The organism is Arthrobacter sp. Soil761 (assembly GCF_001428325.1).
In the GTDB taxonomy this organism is placed as follows: Bacteria; Actinomycetota; Actinomycetes; order Actinomycetales; family Micrococcaceae; genus Arthrobacter.
Map to the genome: position 1 here is coordinate 197,032 of NZ_LMSF01000031.1, position 26,359 is coordinate 223,390.

At 59.6% G+C, this 26,359-nt stretch carries 21 protein-coding genes and 1 pseudogene; 14 read left to right on the top strand and 8 right to left on the bottom strand.

What is annotated here, in order from left to right:
- The first annotated feature begins 6 nt into the window (after positions 1-6).
- The 7 genes from manD (at position 7) to ASG79_RS21240 (ending at position 8,396) form a co-directional block, all read left to right on the top strand.
- Complete coding sequence (gene manD, locus ASG79_RS21210; protein ID WP_056393877.1) at positions 7-1,236, top strand: D-mannonate dehydratase ManD; 1,230 nt, start codon at positions 7-9, stop codon at positions 1,234-1,236.
- Between the two features lie 33 nt (positions 1,237-1,269).
- The gene (locus ASG79_RS21215) at positions 1,270-1,815 is read left to right on the top strand and encodes a gluconokinase (protein WP_056393878.1); all 546 of its coding nucleotides are present in this window, start codon (positions 1,270-1,272) and stop codon (positions 1,813-1,815) included.
- 4 nt (positions 1,816-1,819) lie between these two features.
- Entirely contained in the window at positions 1,820-2,728 is a 909-nt protein-coding gene (locus ASG79_RS21220) for a 2-hydroxy-3-oxopropionate reductase (RefSeq protein ID WP_268760859.1), read from the top strand.
- Positions 2,729-2,775: 47 nt separating this feature from the next.
- A complete protein-coding gene (locus tag ASG79_RS21225) occupies positions 2,776-5,139 on the top strand; it encodes a beta-glucosidase family protein (protein WP_056393882.1) in 2,364 nt (787 codons plus the stop codon).
- A gap of 223 nt (positions 5,140-5,362) precedes the next feature.
- A complete protein-coding gene (locus ASG79_RS21230) occupies positions 5,363-5,986 on the top strand; it encodes a TetR/AcrR family transcriptional regulator (protein WP_056393884.1) in 624 nt (207 codons plus the stop codon).
- Positions 5,987-6,096: 110 nt separating this feature from the next.
- Positions 6,097-7,563 (top strand): purine-cytosine permease family protein, encoded by a 1,467-nt coding sequence (locus ASG79_RS21235; protein WP_082581871.1) that lies wholly within the window; start codon positions 6,097-6,099, stop codon positions 7,561-7,563.
- On the top strand, positions 7,560-8,396 hold the full coding sequence (locus ASG79_RS21240; protein WP_056393886.1) for an MBL fold metallo-hydrolase: 837 nt from the start codon (positions 7,560-7,562) through the stop codon (positions 8,394-8,396). The genes ASG79_RS21235 and ASG79_RS21240 overlap by 4 nt, the downstream gene beginning before the upstream one ends.
- Positions 8,397-8,430: 34 nt before the next feature.
- Here the strand turns inward: ASG79_RS21240 and ASG79_RS21245 are convergent, their stop codons facing one another.
- The gene (locus ASG79_RS21245; protein ID WP_056393887.1) at positions 8,431-9,051 is read right to left on the bottom strand and encodes a TetR/AcrR family transcriptional regulator; all 621 of its coding nucleotides are present in this window, start codon (positions 9,049-9,051) and stop codon (positions 8,431-8,433) included.
- Between the two features lie 301 nt (positions 9,052-9,352).
- Here ASG79_RS21245 and ASG79_RS21250 point away from each other — a divergent pair, with 301 nt between their 5' ends.
- From ASG79_RS21250 to ASG79_RS21260, 3 genes are all read left to right on the top strand, one after another.
- Positions 9,353-10,765 (top strand): APC family permease, encoded by a 1,413-nt coding sequence (locus ASG79_RS21250; protein ID WP_200953215.1) that lies wholly within the window; start codon positions 9,353-9,355, stop codon positions 10,763-10,765.
- A 118-nt stretch (positions 10,766-10,883) separates the two neighbouring features.
- Complete coding sequence (locus ASG79_RS21255; RefSeq protein WP_082581872.1) at positions 10,884-11,972, top strand: zinc-binding dehydrogenase; 1,089 nt, start codon at positions 10,884-10,886, stop codon at positions 11,970-11,972.
- A 155-nt stretch (positions 11,973-12,127) separates the two neighbouring features.
- Entirely contained in the window at positions 12,128-13,531 is a 1,404-nt protein-coding gene (locus ASG79_RS21260; RefSeq protein WP_056393890.1) for an NAD-dependent succinate-semialdehyde dehydrogenase, read from the top strand.
- Positions 13,532-13,940: 409 nt separating this feature from the next.
- Here the strand turns inward: ASG79_RS21260 and ASG79_RS23645 are convergent, their stop codons facing one another.
- The 5 genes from ASG79_RS23645 to ASG79_RS21285 form a co-directional block, all read right to left on the bottom strand.
- A complete protein-coding gene (locus ASG79_RS23645; protein WP_156400256.1) occupies positions 13,941-14,264 on the bottom strand; it encodes a hypothetical protein in 324 nt (107 codons plus the stop codon).
- A gap of 128 nt (positions 14,265-14,392) precedes the next feature.
- Positions 14,393-15,214, bottom strand: coding sequence for an MBL fold metallo-hydrolase (locus ASG79_RS21270; protein ID WP_082581873.1), 822 nt, complete (start codon positions 15,212-15,214; stop codon positions 14,393-14,395).
- Positions 15,211-15,996, bottom strand: a complete 786-nt coding sequence (locus ASG79_RS21275) for an amino acid ABC transporter ATP-binding protein (protein WP_056393894.1) — start codon at positions 15,994-15,996, stop codon at positions 15,211-15,213. Before ASG79_RS21275 ends, ASG79_RS21270 begins: the two co-directional genes overlap by 4 nt.
- Positions 15,996-16,730 (bottom strand): amino acid ABC transporter permease, encoded by a 735-nt coding sequence (locus tag ASG79_RS21280; protein WP_056393896.1) that lies wholly within the window; start codon positions 16,728-16,730, stop codon positions 15,996-15,998. The genes ASG79_RS21275 and ASG79_RS21280 overlap by 1 nt, the downstream gene beginning before the upstream one ends.
- Complete coding sequence (locus ASG79_RS21285) at positions 16,730-17,572, bottom strand: transporter substrate-binding domain-containing protein (protein ID WP_056393898.1); 843 nt, start codon at positions 17,570-17,572, stop codon at positions 16,730-16,732. The genes ASG79_RS21280 and ASG79_RS21285 overlap by 1 nt, the downstream gene beginning before the upstream one ends.
- Before the next feature lie 222 nt (positions 17,573-17,794).
- Between ASG79_RS21285 and ASG79_RS21290 the strand changes: the two genes are divergently transcribed.
- Positions 17,795-18,664: an Lrp/AsnC family transcriptional regulator gene (locus ASG79_RS21290; RefSeq protein WP_056393900.1), complete on the top strand. Its 870-nt coding sequence runs from the start codon at positions 17,795-17,797 to the stop codon at positions 18,662-18,664.
- A gap of 699 nt (positions 18,665-19,363) precedes the next feature.
- On the opposite strand, the gene ASG79_RS21295 is transcribed toward ASG79_RS21290, so the two are convergent.
- Together ASG79_RS21295 and ASG79_RS21300 are read right to left on the bottom strand one after the other, a co-directional pair.
- Complete coding sequence (locus ASG79_RS21295) at positions 19,364-21,739, bottom strand: hypothetical protein (protein ID WP_156400257.1); 2,376 nt, start codon at positions 21,737-21,739, stop codon at positions 19,364-19,366.
- A 312-nt stretch (positions 21,740-22,051) separates the two neighbouring features.
- Positions 22,052-23,602, bottom strand: a complete 1,551-nt coding sequence (locus tag ASG79_RS21300) for an ABC transporter substrate-binding protein (RefSeq protein WP_162256844.1) — start codon at positions 23,600-23,602, stop codon at positions 22,052-22,054.
- A gap of 589 nt (positions 23,603-24,191) precedes the next feature.
- Between ASG79_RS21300 and ASG79_RS21305 the strand changes: the two genes are divergently transcribed.
- The 3 genes and pseudogenes from ASG79_RS21305 to ASG79_RS24245 all read left to right on the top strand — a co-directional run.
- Positions 24,192-24,713, top strand: coding sequence for a hypothetical protein (locus ASG79_RS21305; protein WP_056393906.1), 522 nt, complete (start codon positions 24,192-24,194; stop codon positions 24,711-24,713).
- Positions 24,714-25,051: 338 nt separating this feature from the next.
- Positions 25,052-25,639 (top strand): polysaccharide deacetylase family protein, encoded by a 588-nt coding sequence (locus tag ASG79_RS24240; RefSeq protein WP_377204369.1) that lies wholly within the window; start codon positions 25,052-25,054, stop codon positions 25,637-25,639.
- Positions 25,640-25,807: 168 nt separating this feature from the next.
- Positions 25,808-26,284: pseudogene (locus ASG79_RS24245) on the top strand (transposase); the annotation flags it as partial.
- Positions 26,285-26,359: the final 75 nt, after the last annotated feature.

Genomic DNA, 26,359 nt, shown 5'->3' on the forward strand with positions numbered 1-26,359 from the left:
AGAACCATGAAAATTATTGCCGCTGACGTCTTTGTAACAAGTCCCTCCCGGAATTTTGTGACGCTTCGAATCACTACCGAGGATGGTGTGACCGGTATTGGTGATGCCACGTTGAACGGCCGCGAACTCGCTGTCGCCGCGTACCTGAAGGAGCACGTCGCGCAGCTACTCATCGGCAAGGACCCGCACCGGATCGAGGACACCTGGCAGTTCCTGTACCGGAGCGCGTACTGGCGCCGCGGCCCGGTGACCATGGCGGCCATTGCCGCCGTCGACATGGCGCTGTGGGATATCAAGGGCAAGGTGGCCGGGCTTCCCGTGTACCAGCTGCTGGGCGGGGCGTCCCGGAACGGGCTGCGGGCGTACGGGCACGCCTCGGGTGCGGACATCGAGTCGCTCTTCGATTCGGTGCGGGAGCACCTGGAGCTGGGCTATAAGTCGATCCGGATCCAGACCGCGATCCCGGGGATCAAGGCCGTGTACGGGGTGGCGGCGCAGGCGCAGGCCTCCGGGGAGCGGTACGACTACGAACCCGCCGGGCGGGGCGCCTTCCCGCAGGAAGAGGACTGGGACACCCGGGCATACCTCCGCCACCTGCCCACCGTGTTTGAGGCCGTCCGGAATGAGTTCGGCGCGGAGATCCCTTTGCTGCATGACGGGCATCACCGGATGACGCCGATCCAGGCGGCGAAGCTGGGCAAGGCGTTGGAGCCGTATGACCTGTTCTGGTTGGAGGACTGCACGCCGGCGGAGAACCAGGAGGGGCTGCGCCTGGTCCGCCAGCACACCACCACCCCGCTGGCCATCGGGGAAATCTTCAACACCGTGTATGACTACCAGACCCTGATCAAGGAACAGCTGATCGACTACGTCCGGGCCGCGTCCACCCACTTCGGCGGGATCAGCCCGTTGAAGAAGGTCATGGACTTCGCCGCGCAGTACCAGATCAAGTCCGGCTTCCACGGCCCCACCGACATTTCCCCGGTCGGCTTCGCGGCGCAGCTGCACGTGGGCCTGGCGATCCATAACTACGGGATCCAGGAATACATGCAGCACTCGGACAAGACCAACGAGGTCTTCGAGCAGTCCATGACGTTCACCGACGGCTACCTGCACCCGGGCGACAAGCCGGGCATCGGCGTCGAATTCAACGAAGAAGCAGCCGCCGCGTACCCGTACCAGCAGGCCTACCTGCCCTACAACCGCCTCGTCGACGGCACCGTCCACGACTGGTAAAACAGGCCACGACTGGCAAGAAGGAAAACCTCGATGAGCAACAACAAATCCGCTACTGCCACACCCCGCGTCATCGTCATGGGCGTTTCCGGCTGCGGCAAGACCACCATCGGCGACCTCGTAGCCCGCGAACTCGGGGTCCCGTTCCTCGACGGAGACTCCCTCCACCCGGTGGAAAACGTGGCAAAGATGGCAGCAGGCACGCCGCTGACGGACGAGGACCGCTGGCCCTGGCTGGCAACGGTCGGCAGCAGGCTGGCAGCTGCCGGCGACGGCGGACTGGTCCTGGCCTGCTCCGCGCTGCGCCGCAGCTACCGCGACGCCATCCGGGAACAGTCACCGGACACGATCTTCCTGCACCTGAACGGCAGCAAAGAGGTCCTGAAGGCACGCACCGAAGGCCGCATCGGGCACTTCATGCCCCCCGCCCTCCTTGATTCCCAGCTCGCCACGCTCGAACCGCTCCAGGACGACGAAACCGGCGTCGTCGTCGACATCTCCGCTCCGGTCGACGACGTGGTAGCTGCTGCGCTGGCATCTTGCATGCCGATCCGCCCCTCATCCGGCGCCCAAGCCTAAATACATACGTTCTACGAAAAGCAAGGAATTACCAATGAGCAACGTTGCAGTCATCGGACTCGGAATCATGGGCCTGCCCATGGCCATCAACCTGGTCAAGGCCGGCCACACCGTCACCGGCTTCAACCGCAGCCAGGACAAGATCGACAAGCTCGTCTCCGAAGGCGGCAAGGGCGCCTCGAGCATCGCGGACGCCGTGAAGGATGCCGACGTCGTCATCACCATGGTGCCGGATTCCCCCGATGTTGAGGGCGTGGTCAGCGGCAAGGACGGCGTCTTCGCCAATGCAAAGCAGGGCGCCCTGTGGATTGACGCCTCCAGCATCCGCCCGGACGTCGCGGTCCGCCTCGCGGCAGAAGCCAGGGAAGCCGGCCTCCGCCCCCTGGACGCACCGGTCTCCGGCGGCGAACAGGGCGCCATCGACGCTGTCCTGTCCATCATGGTGGGCGGCGACAAGGCGGACTTCGACGCCGCCCAGGACGTCCTGAGCGCCGTCGGCAAGACCATCGTCCACGTGGGTCCCCCCGGCTCGGGCCAGACGGTCAAGGCTGCCAACCAGCTCATTGTGGCCGTCAACATTGAGGTCCTCGGCGAGGCCATCGCCTTCCTGGAGGCCTACGGCGTGGACACCGACGCCGCCCTCAAGGTCCTCGGTGGCGGCCTGGCCGGCTCCAAGGTCCTGGACCAGAAGGGCCAGAAGATGCTGGACCGCAACTTCGACCCCGGCTTCCGCCTGGCCCTGCACAACAAGGACCTGGGCATCGTCACCTCTGCCGCGCGCGAAGCCAGCGTCGCCATCCCGCTGGGCGCCGTCGTCGCCCAGCTTGTCGCCGCCACCGTCAACCAGGGTGACGGCGCACTGGACCACTCAGGGCTCTTCAAGCAGGTCCTGAAGCTCAGCGGCCGCAATTAGAGGAGATGCCCGTCGCGGCCTCTACCCGAGGCATTGTGGGAACAGATATGGCACTTGCCCCTGAAACCGCAGCAAACCTGGTGCAGGAGATCTTCGAACTTCAGCGGGCGGTGCGCTGCACCGCTGCATCCGCCTCACGAGGGGACGGAATGGGCACAGCCCTACAATTCGTACTTCGGCTTGTCAGTATTCCCGGCGTTCCCCGGCTCGGTGTTCTGGAGCTGAGGTTGGTCGACGGGCCGGCAGGGGTTCGCCTGCCACAACCCACCACGGCTCTGCCTGTGCCTGTAGCTCTGGCATCGGCCTTTGATGCTGAACTGGCACGCCGCTACGGCCAGGTGATCGCCCGGGAAGGCAAGGCGCTCGGGCAAGACGTATCACTGTCACCGATGGTCAACACCATTCGAGTGCCTCAAGGTGGCCGCAATTACGAGACATTCAGCGAGGACCCCCTCGTAACCGCAAAGACAGCTGCTGCCGAGATCGAGGGCATCGCGGGTGAGGACATGATCCCAACGGTCAAGCACTTCGCCCTGAACAACCAGGAGAACAACCGCTCGGAAGTCTCCGTCACAATCGATGACCAGGCCCTGCACGAGGTTGAACTTCCAGGTTTCGCAGCAGCCGTCGATGCAGGCGCTGGATCCGTTATGTGCGCCTATAACAAGGTCAACGCCGAGCACTCGTGCGGCAACAACGCACTCTTGAATGACATCTTGAAGACGCAACTCGGCTTCCAGGGTTGGGTGATGTCCGACTGGGGTGCAGCGCACGCTCCCACAGACCTGACCGCAGGCCTGGATCAGGAAATGCACTGGATTGGCCGCCAGCAATCGTTTTTCGGCGCACCGCTTGATGCAGCGCTAGCCAATGGCACCGTCCCCTTAGCAGCCCTTGATGATGCAGTAGCCCGAATCCTTGGCCAGATGGAACGCTACGGATTCCTTCACGGAGAAAGGATCCGCCCGGAGCTGGATCTTGCCGCCGGGGCCGCTGTCGCCCAGAAGGTCGCTGAGGAAGGCGCTGTCCTGTTGAAAAACGAGGACGCCGCACTGCCACTGACGAGTGCGACCACCTCCATCGCCCTAATTGGCCCGACCGCGAAGCACCCGAAAATCGGTGGTGGGGGCAGCGCTGCCGTCATTCCTGCCTTTGCAGCCTCACCTCTGGATGCCATCAGTTCACGGGCCGACGCCGGCACGAAAGTGTCCTGGACGTCAGGCATCCCTGAAAGCGGCACACCAATTCCGACGGACGCGTTGAGCCCGGCCAGCCTGCTTGATTCAACCGGGACCGCACCGCTGGCCCAGGGAAAGAACGTTTCCTACACGGGGAAACTTACCGTCCCGGCCGACGGGACGTACTCTTTCGTCCTCGACGCACCCCTGGGCTATGCCACATTGAGAATTGACGAAACCTCGATTGCGGCGAGCATCCAGGAGCCCGCCACCGGAAGCATCCGTCTCACCAAGGGCGGACATTCCGTGTCCTTCCGCGGCTTGGCACTAAGCGCAACGCCAACGACGATGAACCTGACTTGGATCACCCCGGCCGACGGCGCCGCCGCGCGTGCGAAAGCCGTCGAGCAGGCAAAGACCGTCCACACCCCGGTCGTCTTCGCCTATGACAATGCCACCGCCACCGCTGACCGGGACTCCTTGTCCCTGCCCGCCGACCAGGATCTGCTCATTTCCGAGGTGGCCACGGCGAACCCTCGTACCGTCGTCGTCCTCAACACAGGGTCGGCAATCACCATGCCCTGGATCTCAAAGGTCAGCGCCGTCCTGAACATGTACTACCCGGGGCAGAACGGCGCCGAAGCAACCGCCCGCCTGCTCTACGGCGACATCAACCCCTCCGGCAAGCTGACCCAGACCTTTCCCGCATCCGATACCGCGACACCAATAGCTGGGAACCCCTCAAACTATCCCGGCGTCGAAAACGTCGTCACCTATTCCGAAGGAATCCACGCCGGCTACAAGTGGTACAACAAAACAGGGGCCACGCCGTTGTTCCCGTTCGGCCACGGCCTGTCCTACACGACGTTCGACTACCACGGAGTATCCGCCAAGCAGGAAAACGACACCCTCACCGTCCGCCTCACCCTCAAGAACACCGGAAAACGCGCTGGCAAGGAAATCGTCCAGGTCTATGCGGGGCCGAGCGCCGAACTGGCAGTTCCTCAAGTCGAACGCAAACTCGTCGGCTACCAGAAAGTGGACCTGAAACCCGGCGAAAACCAGCGTGTAGAAATCACCATCCCGCTCAAGGAGTTCTCATCCTGGAACACCGCCACCCAAACCTGGGAACTCGGTACAGGAAACCGACAAATCTTCGTCGGCAGCTCCTCGGCGAATCTCCCACTGACCTTCACCACCAACATCAGCGAAATGCGCGGGGCAGCGGGGTGATCCCTCAGGCTTCGCTGGCTGCAGGTTGGCCTTGTACCCCTTACGGCAACGAACTCCTACCCTATGGGCAGGTTTACGGATTTGACGAAGTCAAAACGTACCGTTGGGGGAGTCAATGGTCACCTGTTCGTATGGGTAATACAACTTTTGAACCTCGATTCTGCCGGTATTGTCATAGCGCCCAATAGGGTGGAACCATGAACCCTTTCCGGATTGACCTCTGATGGCGCAAAGAAAGAAGCCGGTTGACCGGCGCGACGAGATCAGGGACGCGGCCGCCGCTCTCGCGTTGAAGGAGGGTCTTGGACGCATCACTTCCCGACGGATTGCTGATGAAGTGGGTGTACGGTCAGGACTTGTTACGCACTATTTCAACCCTATCGATGAACTTGTAGCTGCTGCCTTCAGTCAAGTCGTCGTTTCCGAGCGGGCTGTAATTGCCGCCGTGGTTGCCTCGGCCGAGACCTCCACTGCCCAGGTGCGTCTCATGTTATCGGCCTATATTTCTCCGGTTCGTGACCCGCTGAGCCTGCTATGGCTCGATGCCTGGCGTCACGCTGCTGACAGGCCCGCCCTGAGGGCGGCGGTAGTAGAACAGATGGAGCTGGATGTCGCCGGGATGGAAGCGCTCATCCGCAACGGCGTCGAAACGGGGGAGTTCAGCACCGCCAGTCCCTCGCGTGCTGCCATGCGCATACTGGCCGTTCTGGATGGGCAGGTCGTGTCCTCCGCAGTGCGCGCGGCTCTCAATGGTTCTTCTCTGGATTACCCCACAGTTGAGGACCTGCTGTTCTTGACTGCTGAGCGGGAGCTGGGCTTAGCCTCCGGGACACTTCATCCGAAATAGCAGTCAGTTTGTAGCTCCAACTCCTAGGGTTATTGTCCATGTGAGCAATTAGGGGTAGTCTTCTCTGCATCCCTTATTGGCCTTACGGACAACAGTAGCAATGGAGCGAAATGTCACCGAGCAACAGAGGCGCCACCAGCCCGAATGAAGCTGGAAAAATTGAAGCGCATGGATCCGACTTCGTACCGGAAAGTGAGCGGCGCGGGTTTGCCCGTTCGCTGTTTGCTGTGTGGGCAGGATCGAACGTCACATATCTCTACTTCGTGATCGGCGGCCTACTCGTACTGTTCGGACTCGATGTTGTTCAGGCGGTTGCAGTCGTGATTTCGGGCAACCTTGTGTGGTTGGGTGTTGGTTATCTCTCAATTAGTGGCCCGGCCGCCGGCAGCCCCAGCACGATCATCGGGCGTGCCTTCTTCGGCCTTCATGGCAACCGGATTGTTTCGTTGATCAGGGGCTGGCTTGTCGGGGTGCTGTACGAAGCGATCAACCTCTCGGTCGGTGCTCTGGCTGGATTCGCTCTTGTAGAGCTCTTCTTCGGCGAAGCGTCGGCTCTTGTAAAGATCCTGATAGTAGTGGGTTTGGCGGCGGCGACGTTTACGATCAGCGTCTACGGGCACGCAACTATAATGAAGCTCAGTCCATGGTTTACTTGGGCGCTGCTGAGTGCCCTAGCGGTCATGGCATGGTTCGTTGTCAGTCGGGCTGACTTTTCCTACGTTCCCGAAGCCGGCGTATTGTCGGGCGGCCCAATGTGGGCCACTGCCGCCGCCGGTTTCGCAATCATTGCCTCAGCCCCGTTGTCGTGGCCGGTCGGCGCCGACTACTCGCGATACCTGCCCGCCACGTCATCGGCGAGGAGCATTACCCTCTGGACTGCACTGGGTGGATTCCTGCCAGCAGCCGGAATAGCAGTCTTGGGTGTCTTGGCGGGCACCGTAATCGACATGTCCAACCCCGAGAAGGCCATGGCTGAGATCCTCCCCGCCTGGTTCTACCCAATATTCCTCTTGGTCATCGTTGTGGGTTCGATCTCAAACAACGCTTTGACCGCCTACAGCACCGGACTGGCGCTTCTAGCCGTCGGTATCCCTTGGCGCCGCTCCGTGACCATCATTTTCGATGCGGTCATCGCTGTCGGTGTCACCCTCTACGCACTGTTTATCTCGGATTTCATAGGAACCCTCAGTGGCATTCTTGAGGTCACGATCGCGATCCTGGCACCATCCATGGCCATTTACGCAGTGGACATCTACCTGCGCCGCAACCGCTATAACGGACCGTCGCTGCAGAACACGACCAACAACAGCCCCTACTGGTTCCGTGGCGGATTCAACGTCGGCGGAATGTCCGCTTTGGTCATCGCATCCATAGTCTCGTTCTTCTGCATCAACACCACGTTCTGGATCGGTCCCCTAGCCAGCGCTCTGGGCGGCGCGGACATCTCCGTTTTCGTAGGTATGGTCCTCGGCGGCGGAATCTACGCACTAACCGAAGGAGACCGCATACGCAGCAGCACGCACGAACACAGCTCTGAACCACCCGTCTTCGCCGCAGAGAGCAGGGGACCCAAATGAGCGCTGAACTTCCCTTGGCCACCACATGGTTCCATTCGACCCAGATTACCGACACCATCACGCGCATCGAGGAACCCCATGTGCACGAAATGGTCCGCGCGAACATCTGGCATATCCGGGGCAGCGACCACGATTTGATCGTGGACGCCGGGCTGGGCGTCGCATCGCTCCGTGACCACATGCCCGAACTCTTTCTCAACAACCCCATCCTGATCATCACCCACGCCCACTTGGACCACGTAGGATCAGCCCACGAATTCGCGGACTTGCGTATGCACCCGGAAGAAAGTGGCAAGCGGTCAGTTCCTGCCTCGCTCAACGGCCCCACGCTGGCCGCCCTGCTCGGAATCGATTGGCCGGATGCCCCCGAAATGCTCCTGGATGCCCGCCCGGAACCCGGATTCGCGCCGGAGCAATACCGTCTGCCGACCCTGCGTGGAGCAACAGCCCTGCACGACGGTGATCTTATTGATCTCGGGAGCCGGACCCTTCGGGTTCTGCACCTTCCAGGACACACGCCGGGGAGCATCAGCCTCTTCGATGATTTCGACGGCTCGTTGTTTAGCGGAGACGTCATTTATGAGGGGCCTCTCCTGGATGAACTGCACGAATCAAACATCTATGACTACGTGGAGAGCCTGCTCAGGCTGAAGCTACTGCCAGTGACTCGCGTTTTCCCCGGGCACAACGACACTTTTGGCGTGGAGCGGATGCACCAGATCATCGATGAATACATCAAGATTCAGGCCCCCCTTTCTAAAAGCCTTACCGCGGGCATTAATAGGGGTCTTGACGCTGTTGCTTCCACAGTCTCTGCCGATGGTTCTTGGTAGCAGGGTCGACTACTAGTTCCCAGTAGCCCGTGTACTAGGCAGTTCGGTTCACAAGCCGCTCAATGTATGTAACTGCGGCACTGATTGCCATATCGAGACCGTGAGCCACACGGTCCGATGTTTCGCCTTCAGCGACCGCCCGGTGCAGGTAAGGCTGGTTGTCAGCGGATGTATCCCACAAAGGTTCCGGAGAACCGGCGTCGATAGCGGAACCGAAAACCACTGCATCGAGCATCGCTATGCAGCCCACTTGTTTGCTCTCCGGGACGCCGGCTTCGGCAAGGATCGCAGCCAATGTCTCGTAGACGGCAAGAGTGGGTGTATCGTCCACCAATCGGCCAATGAGGATGGGAATGGCTGCCGGGTAGTGGGCCACCGCATCACGGTAGGAACGCACCCACTGCTGAATCCTTATCTGCCACGGCAAAGGGCCTGTCCTCAGCGAGGCCAGGTCTATCTTGTCGTAGAGCCTCTCCCGGAGCCCGTTGATGATCTCATCGCGTCCGCCTTTCAAATGGTGGTAGAGGGAGGACGGGTTCACCCCGAGGTGCCTGCCAATGCCGAGGATGGTGAAATCGTGCTCCTTACGGATCAGTTCCAAGGCCGCATCGAGGATGATGTCGCGGGAAAGCAGCTGCGTTCGAGGTCTAACCATCACTTGAGTATTGCAGGCGGGGACGGTAACCCGGCACCGTAACGATGCAAGTCACAATTAACCAAATGCCATTTGGTTTATTTGTGACTTGCGGCATAAGATGCTGAAAAACTCGTGCCCGCAGCATCGCCGGCGCCCCTGGGTACCGAGTCAGAATCCAGGGCCCCTTATTTCTCGAATCGAGCACCATGTCTTCTGCCACCCGCCCTCAATCCAGGTCCGCCCCAGCGTCCATTGACCAGAACGCCGCTGACGATGCGGAACTGGAGGAATTTGGCTACACCGCTCAGTTGAAGCGTGAATGAGCGTCTGGTCCGTCTTCACGCTCGGGTTCGCAACCATTTCCCCTGTTGTGGGCCTGTTCAGTGTTCTCGCCCTGAGCTTCTCACTGACCGGACCCGGCTGGGTATGGGCAGTCGCGATCGCCTTCGCCGGACAACTCCTGGTCGCTTTCGTCTATGCCGAACTTTCCTCGCAATTTCCAATCGTCGGGGGCGTATACCAATGGGTCAGGCTGCTCGTTGGGCCGAAATCCGGGTGGCTACTCGGGCTCCTCTACCTGGCATCAGCCATAGCCTCGCTCACAACAGTGGCCTATCTCGGCGGCACATGGGTTTGGCTGCTCTTGACCGGAGAAAACCCCGAGCCGCTTACGCACTTAGCGTGCGCTGCAGGATTCTCCGTGTTCGCGGTTCTCGTTAATCTCTTCGGAGTCCGCGGACTCAATCTCTTCCTGAATGCCGGAATCGCTGCAGAAGCGGTCGCCTCCATCGGTATCGGCGTCCTGCTGCTCCTGGTATTCCGTAACAACCCCTTCCCCATGCTCTTCGAAACCCTTGGGGCCGGAGGCAGCGAGACCCTCAAAGTCTCTGGTTTCACCACGGCACTGGCGGTTGCCGGCTGGGCGTTCCTCGGCTTCGACGCCACCACGCAAATGGCCGAAGAAACCCGGAACCCACGCCGCAGCGTGCCCAAGGCGCTGCTCCGCTCCTTCCTTTTTGTAGGATTCACTGTGCTTCTGACCGCCTTCGCCGTCACCTTGTCCTTGAAGGACCCCGCCCGCGCCGTCACCGGGGTCGTGTTCGACCCCGTCGTCACGGCCGTGGTTGAAGCTTTCGGCCCATGGTCAGAGAAGCCCTTCATCGTGCTGGTACTCGTTGCCTTCCTGGCTTGCGCCGTCTCCATCCAGACCTACGTTGGCCGGGGAATCTTCGCCGTTGCCCGCGAAGGTCAACTGCCGTTCTCGCGGGCACTCACCCGTGTCAACCGCCACCAGGTCCCATGGATTGCGCTCATTGTGACCGGCATTCTGGGAGCAACTGGACTGCTGCTGGGACTGGAAGGGGACGCCGTTGGAACGCTCATAACTTTTGGCTCCGGCGGTTTCTACATCGTCTTCCTCATTATTGCCGTCACCGCGCTCGTCACCCGGCTTAGAGGTCGATGGAATCCGAAAGACGGAGCCTTCCGCCTGGGACCTTTCGGATTGATCATCAACATCCTCGCCGTGGCCTGGCTCGCCTTCGAAGCGGTGAACGTCGCTTGGCCGCGACCGGAATTCGCAACACCTGGAGCGCCCTTCGTCACCGTATGGGCAGTCATCGTCATCTTCTCGGTACTGATGGCCGCCGGGCTCATAAACCTCGTCATCGCCAAACCCCACCTCGCACAGCCGGTCATCCACAAAGAGCCCGCCCCGCAAACCGAGCACTGACCGCCCGCCCCTGCCAGGAGGCACTTCAAAACATCATGTGATCTGCCACACCGAACCACACCTGGATACAGCAGCAAAACGACCCAAGGTCGAAAGACTTTGATAAGGAGAAGTAGTAATGACCGAAGCAACGACCTACCGCACGGGACGTGGGGTAGGGCAGGAGCCGATAACCCTGACAGCCCCGGGAGTAGGCCAAGTTCGCGTAAGCATCCGCGCTACAGGGGTCTGTCACTCCGACTTGCATATTGTGAACGGGGACTGGCCGGCTGAGCAACCGCTGGTCTTGGGGCACGAAGCCGCAGGCGTCGTTGAAGAAATCGGCCCCAACGTGACAACAGTGAAACCGGGGGATCACGTGGTGCTTTCCTGGTTCGCCCCATGCATGCGCTGCAGCAACTGCGCCGCCGGCCGGGGCTGGCTCTGCACCGGCACCACGGCCCTGGCCAACACCCTGCCTGACGGGAGCACTCCCTTTACGGACAGCGAAGAACAGGAGGTGTGGCCTTATCTTGGTCTGGGCACCTTCACGCCCCATGTCGTGGTCCCGGAAACTGCCGCTGTAAAGGTAGACGATGACCTGCCCTTTGCCATCGGTGCCCTCTTGGGGTGCTCCGTAACTACTGGTGTGGGCGCGGTGCTTAACACGGCACAAGTGCCTGCGGGTACCTCCGCTGCCGTCATAGGTTGTGGTGGCGTGGGCCTCTCAGTCGTGATGGGGCTCAAGCTGGCAGGTGCTAACCCGATCATCGCCGTTGATTTATCAGCCGAGAAACGTGCAAAAGCCAAGGAATTGGGCGCCACGCACGTCGTGAGTCCTGCGGACACTGACCTCACCGACTACGTACGCGATCTCCTGGGCGGTGTGGACTTCGCCTTCGAAGCCATCGGAAACGAGAAAGTTATCGAGACCCTCCCGGGTCTCCTTGCACCAGGGGGCGCAGCCGTGCTCGTAGGCATGACCCGCATGGGTGCCCGGTCCAGCATTGACCCTTACGATTTGGCCGACCAGGGCAAAAGCATTCTGGGCTGCAACTATGGCTCAAGCGTTGCCAAGGTCGACATCCCCCGCCTGGCAAAACTTCACCTGGCCGGGCACCTGCCACTCGATCAGTTGATCGACAGCGTCCGCCCCTTGTCCGAGGCACCTCTGGCTCTTGAAGAACTTGCAGCCGGTACCGGGCTGCGTTCCATTTTGACGCCCTGAAAATCCACGGGGCGGTACTGCAGTCAGAAAGCATCTGCCCCGGTTCGGATCCGGCGGCTCCAGCTTCCCGTCCCACGGCCTGACCCGCACCCGGAGGCAGTGCGGGGCCGACGTCACCACGGGCTTGAACAACCACTATTGGAGCGAAACACAATATGAAAGCCGAACCCAGCAGCAGTACTCCGTCCCCTTATAGGGTGCTTAACCCCGCCACGGGCGAAGTTGTCGAGGAGTTTCCTACCGCCACCGATGCTGATGTTGAAGAAGCGCTCACCCTCTCGGAGCAGGCTTTTAGAGCATGGCGGTCGCGTTCCATCACCGAACGCGCCGAGATTGCAGCCCGCGTCGCTGGACTCTTTACACAACGCGCCGACGAGCTTGCAGCGATCATCACCGAAGAAATGGGCAAGCCGCTCTCCCAGGCCAAGGGTGAAGTGGAGTTCTGCACGGAGATCTTTAACTATTTCGCCACCAACGGCCCGGCATTGACCGCAGACCAGGAAATCAACGCCATCAGTGGGGGACGGGCCGTCATCCAGCGGCTCCCCTTGGGACCGCTGCTGGGCATTATGCCGTGGAACTACCCCTACTACCAGGTAGCGCGGTTCGCGACACCAAACCCGGTGCTTGGCAACACCATCGTCCTGAAACATGCTGAAATGTGCCCTCGGTCGGCGCAGGCCATTCAAAGCATTATGGACGATGCCGGCGTTCCTGCCGGCGCCTACATCAACCTTCTGGCCAGCCACGCCCAGATTGCCGACATCATCGCTGACCCGCGGATCCAGGGTGTCTCCCTGACCGGCTCCGAACGTGCCGGGGCAATCGTCGGCGAACTCGCCGGCAAACACCTCAAGAAAGCCGTGCTCGAGCTCGGCGGCTCAGACCCCTACATCGTTCTCGATACTAATGACGTGGCAGCAGCAGCGGCAGCGGCGTGGGAAACCCGGATGGACAACATGGGGCAGGCCTGTAACTCCAACAAGCGGATCATCGTTATGGAAGGCATCTACCATGACTTCGTAGCCGAACTGACAAGACGAGCAGAAGGCCTAAAGTCAGGAAATCCTGCCGAGGAATCCGAAGGGACGTATGGTCCCCTTTCTTCCCGAGCAGCCGCTGAAGCTCTGGCGGACCAGTTAAAGGATGCCGTGACTAAGGGCGCCACGCTCCACGCCGGCGGAGAGCTCCAGGTTGGCCTCGGCGCGTACATATCTCCCGCGGTCCTCACCGGAGTACGTCCCGGTATGCGCGCCTACAACGAGGAGCTGTTCGGCCCGGCAGCTGTCGTATACAAGGTGTCCAGTGACGAAGAGGCCCTGGCCCTGGCAAATGACACCCAGTACGGTCTCGGGGGTGCCGTCTTCAGCAACGACGAAAAGCGCGCCCGAAAAATCGCGGAGCAACTCGATGTGGGAATGACCAATGTCAACGTAGCCGCAGCAGACGGGCCGGACATGCCCTTCGGCGGTATCAAACGGTCCGGTTTCGGTAGGGAACTCGGACCCCTGGGTATGGAGGAATTCGTCAACAAGCGTCTCTTCTACATCGCCGACTAAAAGTGGCCGCGGTGCTAGCTGCGTACTCCCGGCGGCTGTCAAAGAAAATCCGAGAAGAAGGGGGGAATAAAGGTGGAGAAGATGGGAAACAACTCTCAGCCAGACTGGTGCGAACTTAGGGGTCAGGAGGTCCGGATCAGCCATGACGGTGTGGTGGTGCGAACAGGGTACGTAGAAGAGGTCACCCACGCTGGTGATGGGCTGTGGCTGGAAAGTAAAGCCAACGACAGCAGAAGGCTGTTCCTCAAAGTCGAGGGGTACTCAGCCCAACCCTTGCAGACCACGGCTCACTAGAAATATTCCTTTCATAAGGCAGGATTCTGCCCCATACCAGGCGGACGTTCTTGTCTGCCGTCCGGTCCGGCGCCGGGGACGCACACCCCGCAGCGGGCTTGGGGGAGCCGGCGTGTCAGACGAGCGTCTTATAGATTCCGGAAGCTGCACGGCACCAACAGGGCGCAGCACCGTTCAACGTCCCGGGTTCGGTTTTCGCGGCGACAGGAACCTCCTTGGTAATAACTGTTTCTGGGTCAGGGAACAGCATCACTCGTCCGCCTCCTCCATCAAGCCAGACCCATACGACCGAATCATCATCCGTTGCAGTGTCAACGGTTCCTGCGGCAGCACGTCCCTTGTACTCGAAACGTATTCGTTGACCAGGCGTATAGGAGCTATGGAGGAATAGATGCGCGCCGCTTTCGAACTGTGCTGATTTTGCCATCAGGTGCTGCATCTCGGTCTCTTCATCCCCATTGTGAGGTGTAAGACCCTGAGTTCTGTATGGAGTGGCCGTAGCGATGCCACTATCGCTGTTTTCCGCCGTCACAGCGCTTGACGGGCCGTCCTGTGGCATGTCCACCGTTATCCGATCATGCTCGCAAGGTGAGGTGGGTTGTCCCTCTGGTGCCTTGAGACGTAGGCGCCGGCTATCGCGTTCACTTGTTGATGATCGAGAATCTCACCGTGTCCAGGAAACGCCTTTTCAAAGTGGAGGTCCTGGATTTTCTGCATCGTCTTGACGTAGTCAGCTCTGTTTGAGCCATGGATCTCGTCGAGTATCTGCCCTTTGTAGAGGACATCACCCGTGAACAGCCATCCCCTGGTACGGTCGAAAATGCAGATGCTTCCTGGCGAGTGTCCTGGACTTTCCATTATTTCCAGCTGTTCTGTCTGGCCGGTCCGGATGACGTCGCCATTGCGTAGCCGGCGGGTGGCCCGGGCTGGCTGCCGCTGGTATTGATCCGGCCGGTAGTTCGGATCCGGGAGTTTTTCGAGCATTCGTTGTTTCCTGGCCTTGGCGTCCATAGGCATTCCGAGGGACGCATAAAGTTCATGGGTTTCCAGCGATGCAGGTGAAGGATGTTCCAGGTCCTTGGCCTCGCTTTCATGGATCGCTATTTCGTCAAATTCGTAGGCGCCGCCGCTGTGGTCCAGATGGGCGTGGGTGACGATGAGGAGTGGATCCCTCTCGAACATTTCCGGAATCGCGAAACGCAGCGGTTCGACTCCCAAGCCGGCGTCAATCACAATGTCTCGCTTTCCGCGTATCCACCAGATGTTTGCTCGAAGTAATGGGTGGACGTGGGGTTCAGTAATCTTTGTCAGTCCTGGGAGGACTTCTTCAATCGCGTACCACTGTAGGGATGTGGGGAGGGCGGCTTGTTGGGGTGCGGGTGTGCTCAATGTATGTGCCTTAGGAAGTCGCGGGTTCGTTCGTGCCGGGGGTTGGTGAAGAACTCCTCTGGCGGTGCCTGCTCAACGAGTACGCCCTGGTCAAAGAGGGCAACGTCCGTTGCGACTCGCCGGGCAAATCCCATTTCATGGGTCACTACGACCATCGTCATGCCATCTGCGGCAAGTTGTTCCATGACGGCCAGGACGTCATTGACCAGTTCGGGGTCCAAAGCCGAGGTTGGTTCATCGAAGAGCATCACGGAGGGGTTCAGAACCAGTGCGCGGGCAATGGCGACCCGTTGTTGCTGACCGCCGGAAAGCTCGCCTGGAAAGTGACGAAGGTGGGAACCCAAACCGACCCTGTTGAGCATTTCAGCGGCCCGGGCCTTGGCCTCGGCGGCGCTGACTTTCCTGCTCAGGCGTTGGGCCAAGGTGACGTTTTGCAGGACGGTGAGGTGGGCGAAGAGGTTGAAGCGCTGGAAGACCATGCCGATCTCGGAACGCTGGCGGGCCAGGGCCCGTTCACGTGCAGGCCGGTTGTTGGCGTCGATGCCGATCCTGTTGCCCTTGAAGATGACCTCTCCGGCGTCGAGGGGTTCCAGGAGGGCCATCAGACGCAGCATCGTTGATTTCCCTGATCCGGACCTGCCAAGGACTACTTTGACTTCACCGGAGCCCACGGTGAAATCCACTCCGTTTAGAACTGCTTGATTCCCGTACGTTTTGTGGAGGTTCCTCACTTCGAGCACGGTCTTTACGGCTTGACGAGGCGTTGTGGTGATCTCGGACATCAGAGTCCTTTCAGGGTTGCGGGGACGCGCTCAACCCGGAGCCGGGTTTTGGCAGGTATGGAAACCCACCGGTATCGCTTTTCGACCTGGTGCTGGAGCACCATCACGGCGCTGACAATGACGAGATAATAGACGAGCGCGGCCGAATAGAATTCGGCGTATCGGAAGGTGCTCGCTACTTGGACCTGGGCGGTTGTCATCAGCTCCTGCAGTGAGATCACAGAGGCCAGCGACGTATATTTGATCATTCCGATAAATTCGTTGCCCGTCGGAGGCAGGGCGACCTTGATGGCTTGTGGCAGTTCGACCCGAAGGAAGGTTTGTGCCGGGGTCAGCCCCAAGGCCCGAGCGGCGAGTTTCTGTCCGCCGTCCACGCTCAGCAGGGCTGAACGGAGAATTTCTGCCATGAAGGCGCCTTCGACGACTGAGAGACCCACAAACCCCGCCAGGAACGGCGTGTACCAACTGTCCCGGAGCGCTGGAATGATCTGCGGTGCTGCGTTCCAAACGATGAGCAGCAGCAGCAGTGTCGGCACGGAACGGAAGAACCATACATAAGCCCAGGCCAAGCTGCGAAGGGTTTTGTTCTTCGAGATGCCAGCCAGGGCAACGCAGAGCCCGAACAGGGTAGCGGCCACCTGGGAGACAGCAGCCAATTCAAGGGAAAGGGCCGCGCCCGATAGGAACTCCTTGGAAGTCAGGGCTTGAAGGAAAATGCTCTGGTCAAAGTCCATTACTTCGCCGATTCAGTCAGGCGGCTGGCGTCCAGCGAGTAGTTTTTGGCGATCTCGGCCAGCTTTCCCTCATCGGCGAGCTTTCTCAGTCCGGTACGGATATCACGCGTCAGGGCTGAGCCCTTCTTGACGTAAACGCCGAAGACAGCATCTGCCTCGAAGATTCCGGGGACCGGCTGAAGCTTCCCACCTGTCTTCTCAACGATTTCACCGACAGAAACGTCGGTATCGATCAGGGCGTCAGCCTTGCCGTTCGTCACCGCGGCAGAGGTCTGGGTGTTCTGCGGGTATGACTGCTGGATCAGATCAGGAAGGCCCTTGTTCTTCAACGCCGTTGAGAGTTCCTTCAGATTGGCCTCGTAGGCGCCTCCGGCAAGAACAGCTACTGTCTTTCCTGCTAAATCCTCAACGCTCTTTATGTTCGAGTCCTTTGGGGCGATGATCACCGAGCCGGTTTTCAGGTAGGGCACGGCGTCGGCGACCTGTTGGCGGGCTTCACTGACGTACAACCCGGACCACACCACATCACACCGCCCAGCCTGAAGGGCCGGCATCAGCCCGTCGAAGGCCACGTCAGAGAATCTGGCCTTCACACCCCATGAGTCCGCCAACGCAATTGCCGCGTCGGAATCAAAACCAATCGGCTGGGTCCCGGTGTTGCCATCCTTGTAGAACTCCAGAGGCTTGTATTGCGGCGTCATGCACACGCTGAGTTCGCCGGGCTTCAGCAAACCCTGAGGGCCACTGGCACTTTCAGGTGAGGAAGCGCCGGCTCCCCCCGCACACCCGGTCAGCGCCACCACTGCGGCAGCGGCTACAGAACCAAAGACAAACTTCTTCATGGCGATCCTTTTCATCGAAGGGCACCACGGGTGTGGCGCTTTTCACATGGTAGGACCTCGAAAATTGCAAAAACTTATTCTCGCGGGGATGGAATGCTGATATGTAAACCATCAGTACATGGCATAATCACATAACGGGCCAGGAGGCCTTGCCATGCTGCTGATGTGAAGAGTCTGGGCGGTCGGAAAATTTCTTGTAACGAAAGCGGGTGAGGATGACTTATGGATGAGCTCGATGACCAGATACTCCAGGAGCTGCTCGCGAACGGCCGCATCACCCTGACCGAGCTTGCCCACAAAGTTGGCTTGAACCGCGTCTCGGCCTCCCGCCGTCTGAGAGCGCTCTTGACCGAGTCCGGTGTCAGAGTCATTGGCTTGGCCCACCCCGCCGTCGTGGGGCTGCCTGTCATGGCCCATGTCTCCATTGACGCTGCGTCCCCGGTCCATGGGCTGGCCGAACAGATCGCCCAAGATCACCGGGTTCTCTTTGTATCCATCACGGCCGGGCTCATGTCCCTGATCTCAGAAGTCAGGGCCAAGAACCACGAGGAACTACAAGCGTGCATCGACGACATCCGCCGCATCCCAGGCGTGACTTATATGCGGACCAGCATCTACACCGAACTCCTCATAGACGTCCTGCATCCTGCTCAAATCAAAGACCTTGTCATCGACCAACTTGATCTCGCCCTCATTGAAATTCTTCGCCAGGACGGACGTGCCAGCTACGCAACCATGGCTACTGCCCTTGGAATATCAACAGGAACCGCAAGAACCCGGGTCCTGCGCCTCCTGGACACCGGAGTCGTCAAAATTGGACTTACCTGGCGCCCGGCCTCTCAGGAACGAGTGACCCGCATGGGGCTTGGCCTGCGCATCAAAGGAACAGCTTTGGAGCTAGCCAAATCACTCGAGGCCATCCCGGGCTTTACCTTCCTGGCCTCCAGTATCGGCCAGCACGACGTTATCGCCACCGTTCACGGAACGGACGCAAACGCAGCGCTCCGCGCCGTTGACCAAATCCGGGCAATACCCGAAGTCCTCAACGTCGAGTCATGGATTCACCTCAAAGTCGTCAAAGAAGAGCACTAGCTGCCCTCGAACGACCTAGCTATTTACGAAACAACTGGACCGCCTGAGGATCCCCGCCGTCTTCATCGATGACCTTTCAGCAGCACCATCTCCAACGGCAAGGCCACGGCCACCGGCGAGATCGCCGTGCTGGTGGTCCACGCGCCGGCGAAAGTCCAGGCGCCCCAGGCCAAACCTGACGAGGCCACGGTGCGTGGGTCGGAAAAGACTGCGCGCTTGAGAGCCCACGATCAGTAGCCTTTCCAAGAACATCTCTGGGACTGGAACGACGAAGATGCCATCGTGCAGCGAAAACACTGCACCAGCTAACTCAGTCACACTTAAAATCTGCCGCGGAGGCCCGGAGCACAAGGACCTAACACCCTGCGGTTCCCGTGTTTCCGCCGGCTGCAAAGGGACGCATAGGGTCAAGCAAGCTGCCAAAGACGCGACGGCAAATGGTGCTTCTCGCTACCCGGCCTCGCCGTGCTCCGTCCAATAATTCGGCCATGCCTGGGACGAACCCTTCGTCCCAGCTTGTGACTCCACGCTGGAATGCAGCCCCGAAGCTATTGGTTTGCCGGAAGACCGCTACAACTGGTTGTCCATCCGACGTCGCATCGTGTGCGGGTCAAGAGACTGCCTCTCCTTAGGGGGCGCTGGAGATAAGATCCCCGTGCCGTGGCGCGCAACTTGATCCATTGGGCGATACCGGACCGGCTAGGGCATGTCCCACGCCACGCTGTGCACAACCACGTACGGCTGGTTTGAGAGGTCTGGAGCCAACCCCGGGATCATCAGAGGCCCCTCAGCATCATTCCGCACCTCCGCGAAGAACATGAGGGGATAGGTACTTGCAGTGTAATCAGCCGGGATTGACGCCACGAAGCCGCCGTCGTCTTTTTTCATCTCCAAGCTCTGGAAGCGCTTGCCCTGATGCAGGTGTCGGTAGTGCAAGGTGGCCCCGGTAATGCCCGGCTCCGCGTTTCGCAGGTAAACAGCAAAGGGACGTGCCCGTTCGAAGCGGTGGTCATGTTCCAAACTCGCCGGTGATGAGCGACGTGTAGAGCGATGAATAACTGCAGGAATTTTTCCCGCGTTCGGTTCTCGGGCCTGGTCGAGTTCGAGTTTGAGAAGGTAGAGGTCTTCGCGCATCGCCATTATGCGATCCGACCAATGACCGCGCTCGGACGGGCCGGTGCCGAACGGCAGGTCGCTGCGATACACGCCATTAACAATGGACGGAATTCTTGCGTAAGCAGCGTGCGCCTCTGTGACCAGGCCGATGGCTCGTTCCAACGCGCTTTTGTCGTCGGTCCGACGATAGACCGCGTATTCAACGGCCCCCCGGAACTTACCGGCGAAGAAGCGTCCCAGTTCGGCGAGTATCTTCAGGTCGATCAGTGTCCGCTGTGTTTGAGGATCGCCTTCATCACAAAGCGGCGTGGCCTCAGAAATTCCCAACTCACCAGCAGCAAGCGCCGACTCAATCCAGGAAGCTACCTCGAGGGGCGTGTACTTTCCCTGGACTTGTCCCGCTATCAGGTCATCGGCGTACTCTCCCACACCGTAAAAAAGTGTTGGATCGAACGGGCTTACGCCCTCCCAAGTCCGTGGTTCTGGAGTGTCGAAAGCGTAATGCAGGCTCTGCTTCCAGTAGGAGATAGCCAAGTCGACGTACATCTCTGGCCAGTAGAAGTTGTTGGCGCCCGAAACCCCGTGAGCGACGGTGACGAGGGGCAACACCTTACTCAGCGAGGCGAGTGCTGTTTCGATGCCTTTGGCTGCTGGGCCGTACTCGGCTTGGAGAAACCGCTGCCAGACCTCTGGTGAGGTATCCGGATTGTAAAGCAGGCGGCCCCAAAGCAGATACGTGTAACGGTACTTGCGCCAATCATTGATGCCCAGCTGAAGATCGGGCCGGATGTAAGGGTCACGTGTGCCAGCCTGACCCGTCCCCTTTCGACCTTTGAAGTACAAGGGCTCGCAGATTTCCAAACCTCGAGAACCCCCAAGGGTCGCATACCTGCCGAAGCCTGCCGCCATACTCGGGTCACCCCACAGCAAGAGCTTTTGGGTGCCGGGCCACATACGGAAAATAACGTCAATGGACCGGTCCTCGGACAGGAAGTCTGCGTACCCGTATCGGGTAAACCGCCTTTCACCGTCAGTTACACCAGTTACAGATTTGTCCTTACCCGGCCAGTTGAACTGCTTGAGCTCCATCTCGCGGATTGATGCCTGATGATAGGGAAGTCCCATGTGCTCCGCCCAGTACTTTGCGGAAATCGTTGCACGGATATTGGGCTTGTCGACGGCGGTCATCAGGGCCTCGTCGACGCCCTTGGCATGCATATCCACCTCCATAGGACGCCCGGCCTTGGAAACGGCGTCAAACACCTGGTCCCAAAAAAGCTCATGACCTTCTTCATGAATCCCGCCTTCATGATGCACCCGGAAAGTCAACCCATCAATCTCCGGGATCAGTTCAAGCAATCTGGCAAGTGCCGCCGCGGAATAGCGGGCATGCGTGTCCCGGCTGATTCCCAGGATGGGGTACCAGTGCATGGAGTCGTGCCCGAAGTCGTAGGCGTGATTCCACAGTCCCAGGTTGAAGCTCATACCGCGGCGACGGGTCTCTTTTGCGATAAAGGCAAGCGTTTCCAGATTCCGGTCCCGCTCACCGCTGCTGACTCCTTGCGCCCGCACCTCAAACCCGGGTACAGCCAGAAGGAACGGGTATGCGAAGCATAGGTAATTGTCGCTGGCTGTCCGGCTTTCCATGCCCGCGCCATAGTTGTACTGCATGCCGAGGGCAAGTTGAAATCTGTTGAAGCGCTGCTTAGCCAGATGGTCTAGATACTCACTCCAAAAAGATCGGTCATGGAACCAGGGCAGGTCCTCCTGCGCGCTTGAAAAGGAACGCTGGATACCCCGTACTGGTGCCGCCGCTCGTTCGTAATGAACCTGATTTGATAGTGCATCGGCTCCTCCAAACTTGATGCGCTCGGCAACCTCAGTCAGAGCATATGCGTAGCCTCGACCATCAGATGCGGCGACGGTGACCCGTACGGATGCGCCTGCTTCGATTTCCACACGGAGCCCAAAGGATTCAGGATCTGTGGGCGTATCACTTAGTCCCTCGGTTTCGAGCGTCGAGCTGTCGCTTGTTGGTACTAACCGGACGGTGAGCTGTTCAGTCCCCAGAGCAGCGTCGGACGCCCCTCGGGCGGCGGACAGCTGCTCCAAGGCCCACTGGACAGGTGGAAGGTCCAAGGCCTGAGGGTCAGTGCTGTGCACATTGAGCGGGAATTGGTCTCGAGGCATGCTGCAGTTGCTTTCTGTTGGCGTTGAGTGTTTGACCGAGGTGTGGGGACCACGTCGCTCGGCTAATTGCACGGATTGCCGTCAGGAGACGTCAAACGCGCGGATGCTGCTGAAGTTGTTGGTCCCGTCGCCGAGGTATTTGACGTTTTTCGAAGTGACGAGGTCCTTCCCCAGGAAGAACAACGGGGCAAACAGTGCGTTTTCAACGACATAGCGGTTCAGTTCCTTATACTTGTTCGCCCGTTCCTGCGGGTCCAGTTCCTTGTTGGCTTCGGATTCAAGTCGTTGGAGTTCGGGCGAGGACCAGTTGAAGGGGTTTTGGGAGGCGCTGTGGAGTTGCCGCTGCACTTCGCGCGGCATAACGTCCGTGCCGACGACGAAGAAGTACATCGGGTATTCTCCTGCAGCCACGGCCCGCGTTGCATTCTGCGGTGGCACGGGAACCCAAGTCACTCGGATTCCAACATCGCTCAGAGCTTGGCTGATGGTTGGCTCGAACGTTGTGGACAGGGGCGTACTCGGCATGCTGACGTCGAACCCGCCGGCGTAGCCGGCCTCGGAGAGGAGCTTTCTCGCCTGGTCGGGGTCGTAAGGGTAGACATCTTCGAGCTGGGAGTCGTAGGCCTCGCCTTTGAGATTGAACTGCTGGTTGCTGGGTTGTGCTCCGCCAGAGAGCAGTTTGTTTACGATCTCCTTGCGGTTGAGCGCGTAGTTGATCGCCTTGCGTACACGAATATCGCCGAGGGGGGACAGCACCTTGCCGTCCCGGTCCGCCAGATCGAGGTAACCGACCGAGGACGAAGGGGTATGAACGATGTTGAAGTCATTCGCGCTAAAAGTGCTGAGCTGGTTGGCGGGTACTGTCGAAACATCTATTTCCCCGGAGCGAAGTGCGTTCAGTGCCGCCGTTTGATCCGGGAGGATGCGTACCGTGAGGGACTGGAAGGGGTAAGCATCCGCATTCCAGTATTCTTTGCGCTTCTGAAGCACATAGGAAGAACCGGAGACGCTGGCAGACATATCCAGCTCGTAGGGACCAGAGCCTACCGGGGCGGTGGCTGATCGCGGTTCATTTACGGTTGCTGGGTCCGCAATCACGCCGGCATCAAGCGCCATGTTGTAGATGAATGAGGGATCCGGGCTCGAAAGATGTACTGCGACTCTATATTCGTCGGCTATATCCACTGATTTCACAGCTGCCATCTTCGACTGCTGCTGGCCCGGGGTCTCTTTGTTCCTCTCCAAAGTGGCTGCCACAGCCTCGGCCGTGACAGCGTTCCCGTTGCTGAACGTCATTCCCTGCCGGAGGTTGAAAGTCACCGTAAGCGCGTCGTCACTGACTTCCCAGCTCTCAGCTGCGTTCGGCTGCAACTTTCCGGCGTTGTCGTAGTAGAGGAGGGTGTCGTAAACGGAGCCCCAGATGTATGACTGGACACCGCCGTCAAGCTGCGCCGGATCCAGCGACCGAGGGGCGGCATTTACCGCGATTCTGAGGGTCCTGTTCTCACCGTCCCTGGCGCCTTCTGGACTCGGCCCCGCGCAACCGCTTAGCACCAAGGTACCGGCTGCTGCGAAGGTGACTGCCCTGCTCCATGTCTTTAGCCGGAAGCTTTGACGATTCTGTTTATGCACTTCTCGCAACTCCTTTGTCGGTTCTGGTGACCAAGCAATACCTGCTTGAAGCAAAACTAGTGATCTCCGTCATAGAATGTCAACCGGTTGCCAAGTACGTGGCCCAGCTAGCAAAATTTCGCCAAGTAGAGACACTGTAAGCGGTTGTCAACTAACAGCTGGGCGTGCTTTACTCGTGATGCGCGAAACAGCTGCTCGCCGGTGGCACCGCCTACCGCTGTTGCCTAGAGGCGCAAGCTGCTCAACAACCCGACAAAGGGTGGAGATGACCGAATGTAGTCACGCGGCCGGACGCCTCGTGCTTTCAGGCGCGACGCCCAGGCCAGCCAAATTCGAGAGCAGCTGTTCAGCGCGTAGGTCGACACTTGAACTCCACAGCCGTACGTCCACCCGCTTGCTTTAGCGCACTGCTCTCCGAGAGCAGTGGCTTGCATACAGGCTGTTCGATTACCAAACCAGTCGTTTCCCTTCAAGTGTGGGTTCATCTCCCCGTTCGGCCTGTCTCGTGTGTCTCCCTCGAAACGTGTAGTAACAAGCACCCATAGGCGCGCTTCTTCCGCCGCAAGTTCAAATAGAAACGGGATTGCCAATGGATTTCCTGCTTACGTACAACATTGTGGACGGCGTTTTGTTGTGGTCGCTCACGGTTCTCGCAGCTTGGCTCCTTGTTGTCCTCAGTTGGCGCAGGGTTCCTCTGTGGTGGCTGGCGGCGGCCTGGACTTTCACAGGGGGCGCTCTGCTGGCGTCGCTGGCACTGTGGGTGTTCGAGTTCGTTTTAGATGTGTTAACCAATCCGCCGTGGCAGGTTAGGGCATGGTTTACTTCCTTCGTCGGCGCTTCGGTCCTGGCAGGGGTAAGCTGCCGGAAGTCTCCTCGGTGGAAAAGAGTTTTGGCTGTAGCTGCGGTCCCGATTTTTGCCGTCACAACCGTAGTCGGGATCAATTCCTACTACGGTCTTCGGCCCACCGTTGCGGCGCTGCTGGGTATATCCCTTGAACTTCCTCTGGACATCAATAAGCCAGCGCTGGAAACGGCCATCAGCATGCGGGTCCTGTGGAGGGACTGGGAACTGCCACCTAACGTGGAACCAACAGGCGGGGCGGTCCCATGACAGCTAGGCACATGCGGGCACGCCGTACCAAAGGCTTCTCCCGACGGTACCTACTTGGTGCCGGAATCTGCCTCATGTCCTATCCGCTGCTGGAAACCCTCAGCCAGAACGGCAGATCGGAGCAGATGGAACCGCGGGAAGTCAACAATGTGAGGCTAAGTGCATTTCCGGACGGAGACGACGTGTCCCTGACCCCTCGAGCACCGGAAACGCGGTCTGTTCCCAGCCGTGGGGACGTAGTCGCGTCTTTCACCGGCCAGGTTCCGGTCTACTGGGGATTGGAAGCGCCAGGGGTACTGAAACGGCTACCAGCAAATTCGGCAGGAGCGGCCCTCACAGTGGACTTTTGCGGAGGACCCGATGGCAGCGCCATGGACATGCTCTTACTGAAGGCCCTGCGGCAAAGCGAGATTCCAGCTACCCTTTTCCTCAACTCCCGCTGGATTAGGGCCAATCCTTCGGTGAGCCGGGAACTCGCGAACGATCCTCTGTTCGAGCTCGCAAATCACGGCTCAGCCCACTCTCCCCTGTCCGTGAACGGAAAAAGCGCCTACGGCATCCCCGGAACGAAAGGAGTTGAGGAAATCTACGACGAAATAATCACCAGCAACGCCGTTCTGGAAGATTTAACCGGACGCCCCCAACGCTTTTTCCGGCCTGGGACGGCATATTTGGACGATGTAGCCGCACAAATGGTCCACGCACTGGGGCTCACACCAGTGGGCTTCAGTATCAATGGAGATGGAGGAGCTACCTTCACTGCTTCAATCGTTGCCCGGGAACTATCAGCCGCTACGCCACGGGACATCGTGATCGTCCACGGCAACCACCCTGAGGGCGGCACCGCGCAAGGACTCCTTCAGGCCTTGGGCACCACCCGGGCCCTAAAGGACAAATTCATCCACTTCCCGGCCACCCTCGCGTAACTGACTCGTGGCAAACGGAACCCCAGCACCGTATCCGGGCACGGTGTGTGCCCGACGTCCAAAGGTACTTCGTGACACGTTAATTGCCGTAGCCGTTCCGGGGAAACGTAAACTACATATCCGCGAGCTCGTTCCAAGAGTTTCCGGCGGACCATTTCGCGCCGGCACCTAACCAGCGACGGGCTGAAGGGCTTGCTCGAGGCGATCACCACGGTCTGGTTTCAGTCCACGGTCCAGGCGTGGGTGATCCATCGATCCGCAACACTTACCGCTATGCGCCCCGGCCGCACTGGGACGAGTCTCCCGGGACCTCAAGCCCGTTTACACCGCCGCGACGGAAGCGGCCGCCTGTAAACGGTTCGGGGAATTCGAGGCTAAGTGAGTTACCCGGCGATCGGCCGGCTCTGGTGCAACGCCTGGGCCGAGTTCGCCCTGTTTCTTGACTGTGACGCCGAGATCCGCCGGGTGATCTGTTCGACCAACGCGATCGAATCCCGCAACGCCCGCTACAGGCGCGCGTTGCGGGCCCGCGGCCATGAGTCGACCGATGCCTCGGCCCTGAAATGCCTCTACCTCGTGACCCGTTCCTTTGAGCCCACAGGGCAGAGTCGGGCGCGATGGGCCACGAGGTGGAAGCGGCCTTGAACGCTGTTCGCGATCAATTCGAGAAAAGAATTAACTAACCACGTGCCAGGCCAGACCCACCGTTAATCTGACAGT

Coding starts and splice junctions, on each gene's coding strand:
- manD (WP_056393877.1), top strand. CDS start 7: ATGAAAATTATTGCCGCTGACGTCTTTGTAACAAGTCCCTCCCGGAAT.
- ASG79_RS21215 (WP_056393878.1), top strand. CDS start 1,270: ATGAGCAACAACAAATCCGCTACTGCCACACCCCGCGTCATCGTCATG.
- ASG79_RS21225 (WP_056393882.1), top strand. CDS start 2,776: ATGGCACTTGCCCCTGAAACCGCAGCAAACCTGGTGCAGGAGATCTTC.
- ASG79_RS21230 (WP_056393884.1), top strand. CDS start 5,363: ATGGCGCAAAGAAAGAAGCCGGTTGACCGGCGCGACGAGATCAGGGAC.
- ASG79_RS21235 (WP_082581871.1), top strand. CDS start 6,097: ATGTCACCGAGCAACAGAGGCGCCACCAGCCCGAATGAAGCTGGAAAA.
- ASG79_RS21240 (WP_056393886.1), top strand. CDS start 7,560: ATGAGCGCTGAACTTCCCTTGGCCACCACATGGTTCCATTCGACCCAG.
- ASG79_RS21245 (WP_056393887.1), bottom strand. CDS start 9,051: ATGGTTAGACCTCGAACGCAGCTGCTTTCCCGCGACATCATCCTCGAT.
- ASG79_RS21250 (WP_200953215.1), top strand. CDS start 9,353: ATGAGCGTCTGGTCCGTCTTCACGCTCGGGTTCGCAACCATTTCCCCT.
- ASG79_RS21255 (WP_082581872.1), top strand. CDS start 10,884: ATGACCGAAGCAACGACCTACCGCACGGGACGTGGGGTAGGGCAGGAG.
- ASG79_RS21260 (WP_056393890.1), top strand. CDS start 12,128: ATGAAAGCCGAACCCAGCAGCAGTACTCCGTCCCCTTATAGGGTGCTT.
- ASG79_RS23645 (WP_156400256.1), bottom strand. CDS start 14,264: ATGCAGCACCTGATGGCAAAATCAGCACAGTTCGAAAGCGGCGCGCAT.
- ASG79_RS21275 (WP_056393894.1), bottom strand. CDS start 15,996: ATGTCCGAGATCACCACAACGCCTCGTCAAGCCGTAAAGACCGTGCTC.
- ASG79_RS21280 (WP_056393896.1), bottom strand. CDS start 16,730: ATGGACTTTGACCAGAGCATTTTCCTTCAAGCCCTGACTTCCAAGGAG.
- ASG79_RS21285 (WP_056393898.1), bottom strand. CDS start 17,572: ATGAAGAAGTTTGTCTTTGGTTCTGTAGCCGCTGCCGCAGTGGTGGCG.
- ASG79_RS21290 (WP_056393900.1), top strand. CDS start 17,795: ATGGATGAGCTCGATGACCAGATACTCCAGGAGCTGCTCGCGAACGGC.
- ASG79_RS21305 (WP_056393906.1), top strand. CDS start 24,192: ATGGATTTCCTGCTTACGTACAACATTGTGGACGGCGTTTTGTTGTGG.